The sequence below is a fragment of the Gottfriedia sp. OAE603 genome, from assembly GCF_040543965.1.
GTDB classification, from domain to species: domain Bacteria; phylum Bacillota; class Bacilli; order Bacillales; family Bacillaceae_G; genus Gottfriedia; species Gottfriedia solisilvae.
This window is the reverse complement of record NZ_JBEUNN010000001.1, coordinates 1,386,926-1,402,386: the sequence shown is the minus strand read 5'-3', so window position 1 is coordinate 1,402,386 and position 15,461 is coordinate 1,386,926. Positions and strand designations below refer to the sequence as shown.

The 15,461-nt window shown below is 34.6% G+C and carries 12 protein-coding genes; 1 reads left to right on the top strand and 11 read right to left on the bottom strand.

Going from position 1 to position 15,461, the window contains the following annotated elements; translation table 11 throughout:
• Nucleotides 1-4 precede the first annotated feature (4 nt).
• The 11 genes from ABID96_RS06960 to ABID96_RS06910 form a co-directional block, all read right to left on the bottom strand.
• Complete coding sequence (locus ABID96_RS06960) at nucleotides 5-757, bottom strand: Stp1/IreP family PP2C-type Ser/Thr phosphatase (protein ID WP_192601398.1); 753 nt, start codon at nucleotides 755-757, stop codon at nucleotides 5-7.
• 4 nt (nucleotides 758-761) lie between these two features.
• Nucleotides 762-1,853, bottom strand: coding sequence for a dual-specificity RNA methyltransferase RlmN (gene rlmN / locus ABID96_RS06955; protein WP_192601397.1), 1,092 nt, complete (start codon nucleotides 1,851-1,853; stop codon nucleotides 762-764).
• A 2-nt stretch (nucleotides 1,854-1,855) separates the two neighbouring features.
• Nucleotides 1,856-3,202: a 16S rRNA (cytosine(967)-C(5))-methyltransferase RsmB gene (rsmB, locus tag ABID96_RS06950; protein WP_192601396.1), complete on the bottom strand. Its 1,347-nt coding sequence runs from the start codon at nucleotides 3,200-3,202 to the stop codon at nucleotides 1,856-1,858.
• A 1-nt stretch (nucleotide 3,203) separates the two neighbouring features.
• Nucleotides 3,204-4,148: a methionyl-tRNA formyltransferase gene (gene fmt / locus ABID96_RS06945; RefSeq protein WP_192601395.1), complete on the bottom strand. Its 945-nt coding sequence runs from the start codon at nucleotides 4,146-4,148 to the stop codon at nucleotides 3,204-3,206.
• 10 nt (nucleotides 4,149-4,158) lie between these two features.
• Entirely contained in the window at nucleotides 4,159-4,632 is a 474-nt protein-coding gene (def, locus tag ABID96_RS06940; RefSeq protein WP_088000344.1) for a peptide deformylase, read from the bottom strand.
• A 252-nt stretch (nucleotides 4,633-4,884) separates the two neighbouring features.
• The gene (gene priA / locus ABID96_RS06935) at nucleotides 4,885-7,284 is read right to left on the bottom strand and encodes a primosomal protein N' (RefSeq protein ID WP_192601394.1); all 2,400 of its coding nucleotides are present in this window, start codon (nucleotides 7,282-7,284) and stop codon (nucleotides 4,885-4,887) included.
• The gene (coaBC, locus tag ABID96_RS06930; protein WP_192601393.1) at nucleotides 7,281-8,486 is read right to left on the bottom strand and encodes a bifunctional phosphopantothenoylcysteine decarboxylase/phosphopantothenate--cysteine ligase CoaBC; all 1,206 of its coding nucleotides are present in this window, start codon (nucleotides 8,484-8,486) and stop codon (nucleotides 7,281-7,283) included. The genes priA and coaBC overlap by 4 nt, the downstream gene beginning before the upstream one ends.
• A gap of 251 nt (nucleotides 8,487-8,737) precedes the next feature.
• The gene (gene rpoZ, locus ABID96_RS06925; RefSeq protein ID WP_192601392.1) at nucleotides 8,738-8,947 is read right to left on the bottom strand and encodes a DNA-directed RNA polymerase subunit omega; all 210 of its coding nucleotides are present in this window, start codon (nucleotides 8,945-8,947) and stop codon (nucleotides 8,738-8,740) included.
• Between the two features lie 3 nt (nucleotides 8,948-8,950).
• Nucleotides 8,951-9,568, bottom strand: a complete 618-nt coding sequence (gene gmk, locus ABID96_RS06920; RefSeq protein ID WP_088000336.1) for a guanylate kinase — start codon at nucleotides 9,566-9,568, stop codon at nucleotides 8,951-8,953.
• A 154-nt stretch (nucleotides 9,569-9,722) separates the two neighbouring features.
• Nucleotides 9,723-10,583, bottom strand: coding sequence for a YicC/YloC family endoribonuclease (locus ABID96_RS06915; RefSeq protein WP_192601391.1), 861 nt, complete (start codon nucleotides 10,581-10,583; stop codon nucleotides 9,723-9,725).
• A gap of 148 nt (nucleotides 10,584-10,731) precedes the next feature.
• A complete protein-coding gene (locus ABID96_RS06910; protein WP_192601390.1) occupies nucleotides 10,732-13,404 on the bottom strand; it encodes a calcium-translocating P-type ATPase, SERCA-type in 2,673 nt (890 codons plus the stop codon).
• A 249-nt stretch (nucleotides 13,405-13,653) separates the two neighbouring features.
• Between ABID96_RS06910 and ABID96_RS06905 the strand changes: the two genes are divergently transcribed.
• Nucleotides 13,654-15,354 (top strand): Rqc2 family fibronectin-binding protein, encoded by a 1,701-nt coding sequence (locus ABID96_RS06905; protein ID WP_192601389.1) that lies wholly within the window; start codon nucleotides 13,654-13,656, stop codon nucleotides 15,352-15,354.
• Nucleotides 15,355-15,461: the final 107 nt, after the last annotated feature.

The following is a 15,461-nucleotide window of genomic DNA, read 5'->3' as shown; positions in this document are numbered from 1 at the left end:
ACATTCACCCCTTCTCATCATGTCTTGGCTCATGTTTTATAATGGCAATTGTGATGTTATCTTCTCCCCCAAGATCGTTCGCAAGTGAGATTAATGCATTCCCGATTTTTTCAATAGGTTGGTCATCAGAGAATTTTTCATTAAGTTGTTGATATGAAACCTTATCTGATAAACCGTCAGAACATAAAACGATTAAATCGTCTTCTTCCCATGTTAATGTTTTAATATCAACAGTAGCTGTTTCTTCTGTCCCAAGCGCTCGAGTAATGACATTTTTACGAGGATGAATCACAGCATCCTCTTGTGAAATTTGTCCAGATTTAACTAACTCAGCCACTAATGTGTGGTCGTCTGTAATCTGTTTAAAACCTTCACTATTTTTTAAATAACCTCTAGAGTCACCTATATGTGCAATTGTAAAATACAAAGGAGTACAAATAACCGCTTCTAGCGTTGTACCCATCCCTTTGCATTCTTCATTTTGTTCTGCGTGAATAAATAAGTTAATATTTAATTGAGTAACAATGTTGCGTAGCCAAGCTTCAGCTTCTTTTGGTGTCTCAAAATTACTTGTATTTTTCCATTCTGCTTCGAAGAAATTAACCGCCATCTTACTTGCAACTTCACCAGCTAAATGACCACCAATTCCATCAGCAACTACCGCTAATACGATATCTGAATCGTTACGAAATAAACCTACACTATCTTCATTATGTTGGCGAACTTTCCCCGTATCAGTTTGAAAAAAAGTCTGCATTTCTTCACCTCGTCTCCTCTTTACGCTCCTTTGCACGCAACTGTCCACAAGCAGCATCTATATCATGGCCTTGTTCACGACGAATTGTAACATTGATTCCGTTTTGCTTTAATACTTTTTCAAATGCAAAAATTTGTTCCTTTGGCGTTCTAACGTAATTACGCTCTGGAACGTAGTTTACCGGAATTAAATTGACATGGCATTTTACGCCCTTTAATAAAGTAGAAAGCTCTTCTGCATGCTCAACTTGATCGTTTTCACCACCGAATAAACCATATTCAAACGTAACTCGTCTACCTGTTTTTTCAACATAGTAACGAACGGCATCCATTAAATCTGGTAATTTATACGCTCGATTAATTGGCATTAATTTTGAACGAAGCTCACTATTAGGAGCATGTAACGAGATCGCAAAATTAATTTGTAGTCCTTCATCTGCAAAGTTATAGATTTTAGGGATAATGCCACTCGTTGATACAGTAATATGACGAGCACCGATATTTAAACCTTTATCACTATTTACGATTCTTAGGAAATCCATTAAACCATTATAGTTATCAAATGGTTCACCTATACCCATAACTACAATTGAACTTACTCGCTCTTCCACTTCATCGATTGCGCGTTGTACGCATAATACTTGTGCTACAATCTCACCAGCTTCAAGATTTCTCTTTAAGCCGCCAAGAGTAGAGGCACAAAATGTACAACCTATTCTACAACCTACTTGAGTCGTTACACATACAGAATTGCCATAATTATGTCTCATTAAAACAGTTTCTATAGAATATCCGTCATGTAACTCAAATAAAAATTTCATTGTACCATCTGAAGAGGTTTGTTTAACTAATGTTTTAAGTGTAGTAATCGTAAAATTCTCTTCTAATAGCTGTCTTAATTCTTTCGGAACATTTTGCATTTCTTCAAAACTTTCAACTCGACTAACATATAACCAGTTATAAATTTGTTTCGCACGGAATGCCTGTTGCTTTTGCTCTTTTAACCATGCCTCTAAATCACTCAATTTTAGTGAGTAAATTGAAGGTTTTTGTGTTTTTTCTATTTTGACTGAATTTGTAGTATTTTCTAACTTCAACGTTACACCTTCTTTCTTAATCTTGCAATAAAAAATCCATCCGTTCCAAAATAATGTGGTAGTAGTTGAATATACCCATTTTGAACCGTTTTATCTTCTTTCAATTCATTAGGAACATGCTCAATTAATGAACGATCTAGTTCAAAATCATCATGTTCTTCAAGGAAAGAATTAACAACATCTAAATTTTCTTCATGGCCAACTGTACATGTACTATATACAAGTGTGCCACCTGGTTTTAATAACTTAGAAGCCTCGTGTAAGATAGATTTTTGTACTTTTTGTAAATTTGATACATCTGTAGCGTTTTTCTTTAATAAAATATCAGGTTTTCGACGAATAACGCCAAGTCCAGAACAAGGAGCATCTACTAACACACGATCGAATAATTTCCCTTCAAATTCTTCCGGTGCTTTTCTAGCGTCTAAAGCTATTGTTTCTATATTTTCAAGCCCTAATCGGTTTGCTTGTTCCTTAATTAATTTAACTTTGTGCTTGTGTAAATCTAATGAAGTAACTGATCCAGTTCCCTTTAATAGCTCAGCTATATGAGTAGATTTACCACCCGGTGCTGCACATGTATCTAAAACTTGATCACCCTCATTAACTCCTAGCGCTTGCGCTACTAACATAGAGCTTTCATCTTGAATTGAAATATACCCTTCTTTAAAGGCATTTGAATGAGCAACATTACCTTTTTGAATTTCGATTGCAAATGGAGATAGATTCCCTACCTCAACGTTTATGCCTTCATCTTCAAGCATTCTAATGACTTCTTCTCTAGTTGCTTTCATGCTATTCACTCTAGCAGTTTGATATGGTGGTAGGATATTTTCTTCACACATTTTTCTTGTTTCATCTTCACCAAATTCACTTATCCATTGCTCAATTAACCACAAAGGATGATTTGTTTCAATCGAAAGTTTCTCGACCTTGTCCTTTATCTCATTAATGGAACGTACTCCATTGCGTTGTATATTTCTTAACACGCCATTAACTAATGAAGCAATTCCTTTGTGCCCTCGTTTTTTCGCAATCTCAACAGCTTCATTTAAAACTGCATGTGCAGGAACACGATCTAAGAAATGGAATTGATAAAGCGATAGTTTGATTAATATATAAACCCACTCTTCCAATTTCTTCTGATTCTTAATATAAGGCTCCAAATAAAAATCTAATAGTTGATCCCTTTGAATGGTACCGTAAATAATTTCTGTTAATAACCCTGCATCAGCAGAAGATAAGTCATTCTTTTGAATATAGTTATTAACTAATAAATTACTATACGATTGATTTTTATAAACAGAAAGAAGGGCCTCTAAGGCAATCTCTCGTACATTTTTACTCATTTTATTCTCCTAACTTCATTCCACGTTCAATAAACGAACCTGCGCCATTAATATATTGCTTAGCTTCCATTCGTTTTTTCCCTGATGGCTGTAAGTCTGTTATTTTAATAGCAGTTTGATTTCCTGTTGCAACAACAATTCCGTCGTTTTGTACTTCAATAATCTCACCTGGGTTTACGTTTTGATGACCTTCAACTTTTTCACTCCACCAAACTTTTAAAACTTCTCCGTTTAATGTAGTATAAGCTACTGGCCATGGGTGTAAACCTCTTACATGATTATAAATCTCTTCCCCAGATTTTGACCAATCGATTCGTTCTTCTTCTCTTTTAATATTCCAAGCAAAAGTTACTTTGCTTTCATCTTGCTTTTCAGGCGTGATTTCACCTTTTAGTAAAGCTGGGACTGTTTCTGATAATAAATCTGCTCCAGCGATACTCAATTTATCATGTAATGATCCAACATGATCTTTTTCTTCTATAGGTACAACCACTCTCGCTAACATATCACCTGCATCCAGCTTCTCAACCATATACATGATTGTCACACCCGTTTCACTTTTTCCTTGAATAATTGAATAGTGAATTGGAGCGCCACCTCTTAATTCAGGAAGAAGTGAAGCATGAACATTAATACAGCCAAATTTTGGGGATTCAAGTATTTCTTTTGGAAGAATTTGTCCAAATGCTGCTGTTACTATTAAATCCGGATTTAATGCCAAAACCTTGTCCGTTTCTTCTTTCAAGCGAATTTTTTCAGGTTGTAAAACCGGTATGTTATGCTTTAGCGCCTCCACTTTAACAGGCGGTGGCGTTAACACTCTTTTTCTTCCAACAGGACGGTCAGGTTGAGTTACGACACCAACAACTTCATAACCATCTTCAATGATTCTTCTTAAAACAGGTACTGAAAAATCTGGTGTACCCATAAAAACTATTTTTGTCATCTTTTATAGCCTACCCTTCTAATTCACTCTCTTCATAGTATTTAGATACTTTCGAAGTGAATAAAACTCCATTCAGATGGTCAATTTCATGCAAAATCGCACGAGCTAAAAAACCTCTCGCCTCAATAATAAAGTACTTACCACGTTTATTTTGAGCTTTTATTTTTGCATAACTAGGTCTTGTTACATCTCCATATAAATTAGGAAAACTTAAACATCCTTCTATATCTGTCTGTTCACCTTTCGTTTCCATAACAATCGGATTAATCAAATCAATTCTTCCATTTTCATCCTCAACATCAACAACTGCAACTTGCTGCAAAATGCCAACCTGAGGCGCAGCTAACCCAACACCATCAGCAGCTATCATTGTTTCATACATATTATTTAATAATTTAACTAAATTTTTATCAAATGTTGTCACTTTTGCACAAGGTGTTTCAAGTACTTCATTTGGATGTTCTATTATTTTTAAAATGGCCAAATTCACAACTCCTTAACTTATTATGATTTTCTTGTTGGAATGCTGAATTACTTTTGATTCTTTTTTAATCTATTTAAGGTTTGACTGTTTTTGCTTGTCGGGGCTGACCAGTCGCCTCCACATTTCGTGCTGTCTAGTTCCGGCTCCTAGCTCCTCGAGGTCATAAGTCGAATAACATTGAAAGTTAAAAAGCAACTTTCATTGTTCTCCGCCTTATGCTTGTCAGAGCTAACCAGTCGCCTCCACATTTCGTTACATAAACATAGTCGGTTGGAAGTCTATTGTTATTTGTAGTTTTCCTTTGTCTGTTTCTTCTTGGTAGAATTGTTGGATTCGGTTTAGTACGTCGTATAGTGCTGGTTCTGATTTGTATTTTATGACGCATTGATATCTGAATTGATCTTTAATTTTTGCGATTGGAGATGCAACAGGTCCTAAGACGATTGAACGATTTGATAGGTTTTCTCTTAAGTAGCCTGTAATTTGTTCGCTTACTTTTACTACTTTGATTAAGTCCGTATGTGATATGGAGATTAATACTAAGTAATAAAAAGGTGGATAATGGAACGATCTCCTGAGTTTCATTTCTTCTTCGTAAAATGCAATGAAATCCTGTGTTTTTGCTAATTCAATACTATAATGCTCTGGAGAATATGTTTGTATAACAACTTCACCCGGTTTTTCATGGCGTCCAGCTCGTCCACTGACTTGCGTTAATAAACTAAAAGTTCGTTCACTTGCTCTGAAATCTGGTAAATGTAATGAACTATCAGCAGCCAGTACACCAACTAAAGTTACATTTGGGAAATCTAAACCTTTTGCAATCATTTGTGTTCCGAGTAAAATATCGGCCTCACCATTCCCAAATTGTTTTAGCATTTTTTCATGGGCACCTTTACGGCTAGTTGTATCATTATCCATTCGAATGACTCTTGCTTCAGGAAAGCTTTGTGTGATTGCTTCTTCAACCTTTTGCGTACCCGTACCAAAAAATCGAATATGATCACTCTGGCAAGAAGGGCATTGTTTTGGCATATAAGTTTCATAACCACAATAATGGCACTTTAATGAATGGTTATGTTTATGATAAGTTAGTGAAACTTCACAATGTGGACACTGAATCGTATAGCCACAATCTCTACACATTACAAATGAAGAGTAACCTCTACGATTTAAGAACAAAATGATCTGTTCTTTTTTCTCTAAACGATCGATGATTTTTTCATGTAACAAAGTTGAGAACATTGTTCGATTTCCATTCCGTAATTGTTCTCTCATATCGACAACTTCAACTTCTGGTAATGGACCTTGGTTTACCCGCATTGACATTGTTTCAAGTTCATAAACACCTTTTTGAGCACGAGCAAACGTTTCAAGAGTAGGCGTAGCACTACCTAATACAATAGGACAATTGTGATATTCCCCTCTCCAAACTGCAATATCTCTTGCATGGTATCTTGGATGCTCGTCTTGTTTATATGTTGTTTCATGTTCTTCGTCTATAATAATAATACCTAAATTTTCAAATGGCGCAAAAATCGCAGAACGTGCTCCAACGACTACCTTTACTTCTTTTCGTTGAATTTTTCTCCACTCATCATACTTCTCACCGATCGAAAGTCCACTATGCAAAACAGCAACGTCATTTCCGAATCTACTTTTGAATCGACTTACTATTTGTGGGGTAAGTGAAATTTCTGGCACCAATACAATAGCTTCCATTCCTTTTAGAAGAACTTCTTGAATTGTTTGTAAGTATACCTCTGTCTTCCCACTACCAGTTACTCCATGTAATAAGTGGATTTTATGTTCCCTTTCCTTAAATGAAGAAACAATATGTTCGTAAGCTACTCTTTGTTCGTCTACTAGAGGTAGTGGCTTTGATTTTTCAATGTCTCTTCCAACATAAGGATCTCGGTAAACTTCAATTGTTTCAATCGAGATGATTTCGTTCTTTTGTAAAGTCTTGATCGGCGAATCGGTTATTTGAAGAAATTCCTTTAATTCTTTTACACTTGTTTGGCCATTCATTCTTAAGTATTCAATAATGTCTTTTTGCTGTGGAGATGAAATATTTTTCAAATCTTCATCTAATACTTTTAAAAGTGAAGCAACACGCTCTGTTTTTTTATTTGCTTTGTTTTTTACTTCATATTCTATTTCAAGTAAACCTTCTTTAATAGCTCGTTGAACAATTGATATTTTACTAACAAGAGATTCAACCTCAGTCCATTCTCTTCTTTTTACTATAGAAAATAATTGTGCTAATTCTGTTGGTAGAGACTCATAAACTTCATCTGAAGTAATTTGAACATGCTTTTTATAAACAGCCTTAATCGCAGTTGGAAGCATAGCTTGATACGCCGAAATTAAAAAACAAAGTGTTTTTTGTGCAATATGTGAACCTAGTAATAAAAGTTCTTCAGTTAAGACAGGCATTACATCTAAAACCTCTTCGATTTCCTTCACCTTATCCAATGTTGTCGTTTCTTTTATTGCTAAAACAAAACCTTGCACTTTTCTAGGACCAAAAGGTACGATTACTCTCATTCCAGGTTGTATTGCATCATGCCATCTATCAGGAATTAGATAATCAAATGGACGGTCAGTTTGCCTTACTGACACATCAACTAAAACTGATGCATATGTCATCTTACTTCCTCATTTAATAAGCGATGTACTTCAAGTAGTATTTCTTTCGCTACTTCTTTTTTTGTCATGATTGGTAATGGTTTCACTTCACCATTTCGGTGATAGATCGTGACAATATTCGTTTCCGTACCAAAACCTGCTCCAACTTTCGTAACATCATTTGCAACAATCATATCTGCATTTTTCTTTAATAGTTTCCCTTTTGCATAATCTTCAACTTGTTCTGTTTCAGCTGCAAACCCAACTAAAATTTGATGTGTTTTTTGTTGACCTAATGAAAGTAGAATATCTTTTGTTCGTTTTAGGGAAATAGAAAGGTCTCCCTCACTTTTTTTCATTTTTTGATCATAAGTAACAGCAGGAGTGTAATCGGCAACCGCAGCTGTTTTTATCACAACATCCGCATCTCCAAATTCCGTTAATATTGCATCATACATTTGCGCAGCTGACTCAGTCTTAATGACCTTACACCCTTCTGGTGGTGTTAGATTTGTAGGTCCTGAGACTAAAACTACTTCTGCTCCTAGAGAAACGGCTACTTCTGCTAAGCTATAACCCATTTTTCCAGTAGAACGATTTGATAAGTAACGGACTGGATCGATTGTTTCAAGAGTAGGTCCAGCAGAAATTACGATTTTCTTGCCTTTTAAAATGCCAATTTCGTTTTGAAAATAGTCATTTACAGCTTGTGTAATGTCTTCTGGTTCTGCTAATCTACCTTTTCCAACATAACCACATGCTAAATATCCTTCATTTGGTTCAATCAATTTACATCCAATTTCTTTTAAAGTGTTCATATTTTTTTGAACAATTGGATGATGATACATATTTACATTCATGGCCGGAGCAATCCATATTGGTTTTGTAGCAGCAAGTAATGTCGCTTGGATCATCTCATCTCCTAAGCCATTTGCAAGCTTACCAATTGCGTTCGCTGTCGCAGGGGCTACAATGATTAAATCTGGCCAATCCCCTAAATCTATATGGGCAATTTTTGAACTATCTTTTTCATCAAATGTATCTGTATATACATCGTTTCTTGACAATGCTTGAAACGTTAATGGTGTCACAAATTTTGTAGCAGAAGGACTCATCATCACTTTTACGTTATATCCTGCTTGCACGAGTTTACTAGTAAGAGCCGCAGCTTTATATACTGCAATACCACCAGTAACACAAAGGAGTATATTTTTTTGTTCCAACTCACCTTCACCCTTTCAAATCTTAGTCTATCTTTCATATTTGTCAAAAAATAGGTCTTTTGATTGTTTATTTCTAAGATACCACAAATGTGTTTGAATTTAATTGATTAAGGCTCACAAAAAATAAGACTGTCCCGATACCACTGCTAGATCACTATGAATGAAGGAAATAGTGTCTAACACCATGTTGTCCTTTCAGTCATATAGAAATAATAGCAATGTTTGGGACAGCCTCGTCACACGTGTAAGTTTTAGTCGTTTATTTCTTCATGTTTTCTGTAAGATAAAAGTCCAGCATTGATTTCTTCTAGTGCTTTTCCAACACATTTATCAGATACAGGCTTTTCAACTCGAGCATCTTTATTCACTTGCATTTCACGAGCACGTTTTGATGCAACTGTTACAAGTGTGTATTTTGAATCTAATTTAGTTAATAAACGGTCAATCGAAGGATATAACATAGTTTATTCTGCCTCCATCATTCTTTTATAATAATTTGCAACTCGTTCGCGTTTTAAATGTTCACTAATCATGATCGCTTTAATTCGCTCACAAGCTAATTCAACTTGGTCATTTTCTACTACATAATCATATGCATCCATCATTTCGATTTCTTCTTTAGCTGCATTCATACGATTTAAAATGATGTCTTCTGTTTCTGTACCTCTAGTTACGATACGATTTTGAAGCTCGCTCATACTTGGAGGTGCTAAAAAGATAAAGATCCCTTCTGGGAATGCTTTCTTTACTTGAAGAGCTCCTTGAACTTCAATTTCTAGGAAAATGTCTTTTCCTTCACTTAAAGTTTTTTCAACGTATTCAATCGGCGTTCCGTAGAAATTACCTACAAATTCCGCCCATTCTAGAAATTTATTCTCTCCAATACGTTGTTGGAAATCTTCTTTTGTTGTAAAGAAATAGTCTACACCATGTACTTCCCCTTCACGAGGTTGTCTTGTTGTCATTGAAATACTATATTGTAAGTCTAAATCTTTGTTTTCAAAAATAGCTTTTCGTACTGTACCTTTACCTACACCAGATGGTCCTGATAGTACGATTAATAAGCCTCTTTCATGTCTCATTCATGACCCTACCCTTCTAATCTATAAACAGTAAATTATTAAAGGTTAATCCATTATATCATCCCAGAGCTTGAGTCAATCCATACAATTAACTAGTCTTCTAATTCCCATTGTTACCGGACATTAGACTCTATAAACAAATCTTTCACTTCATTTATTCGATATTTTGGACTTGTTCTCTAATTTTTTCAAGATTATTTTTAATTTCAACAACCTGCTTTGAAATTTCTAATGAATTAGCTTTAGAACCAATTGTATTTACTTCTCGATTCATTTCTTGAACGATGAAATCTAATTTTCTTCCAATAGATTCTTTCAATTCCAATGTTTCGCTAAAAAGTTCTAAATGACTTGCTAGTCGAACTAATTCTTCAGAAATATCACATCGATCAGCAAAAACCATAACCTCTGTTAATAATCTTTGCTCATCTACGTTTGCTAATTCAACATCTGCTAATTTTGCAAGTAATTTTTCACGATGAGATTTAATAACAAGTGGTGCTTGTTCGGTAATCTGTTTTTTACACTCTTCAATCGCGGATAGTCTTTCAAGTAAGTCTTTCTTTAATTGATTACCTTCTTTACATTTTGATTTAAAAAATTGCTCACATGCATTTTTTGTTGTCGTTACTAATAATTGTTCAAAATTATCATTAATCTGTTCGACTTCGCTTACAGTCGTAACTTCTGGAAGCTTTAATAAATCAATTGGATTATAAATTGACTCTCCAACTGCTAAATTTTCAATCGCTTCTTTATATTGTTTAATTAAGCCTTCATCTATTTGTAATGTACGTTGTAACAAACCTTCAATTGTAACAAAAACTTCAACTCGACCTCGACTAGTATACTCAGATACGATTTTTTTAATTGAATCCTCATATGCTAATAATTGTCTTGGCATACGTACGATCGACTCTAAGTATCGATGATTTACTGCTTTCATTTCAATATGTATTTTGTACTGTTCATTTGACAAAATGGCTTTTCCATACCCTGTCATACTTACAACCATTGTTCCACTTCCAATACAGAAAATTTCTCTTATTTTTTAGTATGTATTAACTTTCAATTATGTAAAAGAGAAAAGGTAATAGAGCATACCTCTACTACCTTAAGAGATTATAACATATTTTAAATTTGTAATCCATTTTGTTCAAAAATTATTTTTTCTTTTTAAATAATGCACCTGCTAGCATAAATGTTGGAAGTGCTGAAAGTCCACCGATTAAAATCCAGTCCCTTAATTGGATTGGTAATGTTTTAAAAATCGGTTGTAGAGGCGGATAGTAGATAACAACAAGCATCAATAATACAGAAACAATAACAGCACCGATCAAATACATATTTCCAAATATGTTTCGATGGAAAATAGAACGCTCACTTCTGCAATCAAACACATGAATTAATTGTGCTAATACTAATGTTGAAAACGCAACAGTTTGAGCATACGCTAATTGTTCTGGATGCTGATTATATGAAATGATAAACGCGATCAATGTCACAAAACCAATTAAGAAGCCTCTTGAAATAATCTTCCAACCTAAACCTCTTGCAAAAATACCCTCTGATAAAGATCTCGGACTTCTTTTCATTACATCATCTTCTGCTGAATCTACTCCTAGTGCCATTGCTGGTAATCCATCAGTTACTAAGTTTACCCACAAAATTTGAACTGGCACTAATGGTAGTGGAAGAGCTAGTAACATTGCAAACAACATAACTAATATTTCTCCGACATTCGATGCGAGTAAATACCGAATAAATTTACGAATATTACTGTAAATATTACGACCTTCTTTAATTGCTGATTTGATTGTTGCGAAATTATCATCTAGTAAAATTAAAGCGGAAGCCTCTTTGGCTACATCTGTACCAGTAATCCCCATTGAGATTCCAATATCTGCAGCTTTTATTGCAGGTGCATCATTTACACCATCGCCTGTCATCGCTACTACATGACCATTTGCTTGAAGGGCTTTAACAATTTTCAATTTATGTTCTGGCGTCACTCGCGCAAATACAGCAGTGTCTTCTACAAATTCTTGAATTTGTTCAACAGTAAGAGAATCTAATTCTTTTCCTTCTACTACATTTCCTGATTCTCTTAAAATCCCTAGCTTTCTTGCTATACTAGCCGCAGTAAGTTTATGATCCCCAGTGATCATAATCGTACGAATTCCAGCTTCTTTACACTCTTGTACTGCTTGTGCAACTTCCGCTCTTGGTGGATCGATCATACCTTGTAATCCGATAAAAGTTAAATTACTTTCAAGATCTCTATCATTCAAAACTGAATTCGCATGAATTGGTTTAAAAGCAATAGCAATTGTTCGAAGCGCATTATTAGCATAAGAAGCGATTGTATCTTCAACAGCGTTTTGTCTAAATGTATTTAATTTCTCTTCACGTTCATGCCATAAAATAGAATCACATTTAGAAAGTAATACATCTGGTGCACCTTTTGTAATGACAAAATGGTCACCTTCACGATTTTTAACAACGACAGTCATCATTTTGCGCGTACTATCAAATGGGATTTCATGAATTCTAGTAAAATGACTATTTACATAATCACGGTCAATTCCTGCTTTATATCCTGCTACAACAATTGCACCTTCTGTAGGATCACCATCTAAAACAATTTCTTTTTTCTTTTGAATCAATTGAGCATCACTGCAAATCGAACCAAAAACTAATGTTTGAAATAATTGTTTATTTAAAGTTGGATTAACAGTTCGTTCTTTATTTGTAAATTTCCCATCTACTACATAACCATTTCCTGAAACTTCGAAGCTAGATCCCCCAGACCAAATATTTGTTACAGTCATTTTATTTTCAGTCATTGTACCTGTTTTATCAGAACAAATGACAGAAGCACATCCTAATGTTTCAACTGCCTGAAGCTTTCTTACGATGGCTTTCTTTTTGATCATTCTCTGCACACCTAGTGACAGAGCCACTGTTACAATAGCAGGAAGTCCTTCTGGTATTGCAGCTACGGCTAATGACACACCCGCTAAAAACATATGATACAACTCGTTACCTTGATACACCCCAATAAACACAACTAATGCAGTTAAAAATAATGCAACGACTATTAAAATTTTCCCAAGTTGTTCAAGTCTTCTTTGTAATGGTGTTACAGTTGCATCTGTATTTTGCAGCAAATCAGCAATTTGACCCATAGCTGTTTTCATACCTGTTGATACAACTACACCTTTTCCATTTCCTCGAGTTACGAGTGTTCCCATAAAGCCCATGTTATCCTGATCACCAATTCCAATACCCTCAGCTTGAATTGATTCAAAACGTTTTTGGACTGGCAAAGATTCTCCTGTTAGTGCTGATTCTTCTATGTATAAACTAGATGCCTCGATAATACGAATATCTGCACCGATCCGATCACCGCTAGAAAACTTTATAATATCCCCGACAACTAAGTCTTTCGAAGGGAGTTTTTTATATAGGCCATTTCTTAATACTTGAACTTGTGGAGCTGCTAATTCTTTTAATGCTTCTAAAGATTTTTCTGCTTTTGCTTCTTGAAAATAACCTAAGACCCCATTAATCAACACAATTGCCATAATAGCAACAGCATCAACTACTTCATGTAAAAAAATTGAGATAATTGTTGCACCTAATAATACGAATACCATAAAATCATTGAACTGATTTAAAAATAAAACGAGTTTGGAAGTTTTCTCCGATTCTCTTAATTCATTTGCTCCAAAAGTTTCTCGTCTTTTTCTTGCCTCCTCATCAGTTAAACCAGAGGAAACGTTCGTATTTGTTACGTTTAGAACTTCTTCCGCTCTCATCCGATAAAAATTCATGTAATTGTCACCCCTAATTTTTACATTAGGTAAGTTGTCCCCCTTACCTCTCATAAAAGCATATTCAGACTCGTCCAAATAAATGATATAATGATGAAAAATAAATGTAGCTCGTACAAATGGAATAGTGTGACAATCCTAGGTAAAATAATGTAAAATTGATTCCTTAACAAATTAGCTCGGAAATTTTTTTTGAATTGATAAGATGACATGAAGTTTAGTAGTGTTTGATAGATTGGAAGTGATGTTATGTCTTTTGATGGACTTTTTACAGGGGCTATGACAAGTGAGGTAGCCACAAAATTAACAACTGGAAGAATTTCAAAAATCGTACAACCAAGTATGTATGAAGTTCTACTAACAATTCGTGCAAATGGTGCAAATTATAAACTTTTATTAAGTGCACACCCAAGTTATGCACGATTTCATATTACAGATCAAAACTATGATACACCTTCAGAACCACCAATGTTTACGATGGTATTACGAAAACATTTAAATGGAGGAATCATCGAAAGTATCTCGCAAAATGAACGCGAACGAATTGTGAGGATTAGAGTAAGAAGCAGAAATGAAATTGGTGACGAACAAATCCGAACACTCATCATTGAATTAATGGGAAGACATAGTAATATTATTCTTCTTGATGATGAAAGACAGATTATTTTAGACAGTATTAAGCATGTACCGATGGCCGTTAACCGACATCGTATCATTCAACCTGGCTCTAGTTACGTTTTACCACCTAAACAAGAAAAACAAGATCCCTTTGCTCAAATGACTGAAGCAGAATTTCAAAACATTATTTCTAATGAAGAACAACCAGAAGCGCAAGTACTTGTGCAAGAGTTTGCTGGTATCTCTCCATTATTTGCGAATGAGGTTGTGTATCGAAATAAAGATAGTTTATTTGAATCATTCGTTTCTTTAATAGATGATATTCAAAAAAGGAGATATACTCCTTCTTTATACCGTTTTCAGTCAAAAGAACAATTTTACTTTATTGAAATGACTCATTTGAATGGTGAGCAAACGACCTTCCCTACCTTAAGTGAATTATTAGACGTATTTTACTTTGGAAAAGCAGAACGTGACAGAGTCAAACAGCAAAGTGGCGATTTAGAAAAACTATTACAAAATGAATTATCTAAAAACAAGAAAAAACTTAAGAAGCTTGAAAGAAGTTTAGTAGATACAGAAAAAGCAGATGCAATCCAATTACAAGGTGAGTTAATCACTGCTAATATGTTTGCGCTAAAAAAAGGTATGACAGAAGTTGAGGTCGTAAATTATTATGATGAAAATGGTGGAACGATCACTATTCCATTATCTCCATTAAAAACACCTTCTGAAAATGCACAATCATACTTTACGAAATACACGAAATTAAAAAATTCAGTCGCTCATATACATGAGCAAATAAAGCTTACACTTGAGGAAAATGTTTATTTAGAAACCGTATTACAGCAAATCGAATCGGCCTCACCTCGTGATTTAGAAGAAATTCGAGAAGAATTAGCTGAAACAGGTTATGTTAGAAAGAAAAAATCCAAAAAAACTCAAAAGAATAACAAACAAAAAGTAACACTCGATGAATATGTATCAACAACTGGTGAACTTTTATTAGTCGGTAAAAACAATAAACAAAATGATTATTTAACAAACAAACTTGCTAGTAGAGATGAACTTTGGTTCCACACTAAGGATATCCCAGGTTCTCACGTAGTCATTCGTGCAAAAGAACCAAGTGAAACTGCAATTAAAGAAGCAGCGATCATTGCTGCATACTTTAGCAAAGCTCGTCAATCCAGTTCAGTTCCAGTCGACTACACAGAAATTCGCCATGTAAAGAAACCAAATGGCTCAAAACCAGGATTTGTCATTTACGAACAAAACAATACAGTCTACGTAACTCCTGACGAAGAGTTAGTTTTAAAACTACGGAAATAAGTTTGCTTCCATTAGGGTTAACAGATTCTCTTTCAAAGGTATATATATGAAAACGACATACGAAATGGCAACTACATGATTTTTAAGTAGTTGCCATTTTTTATGCA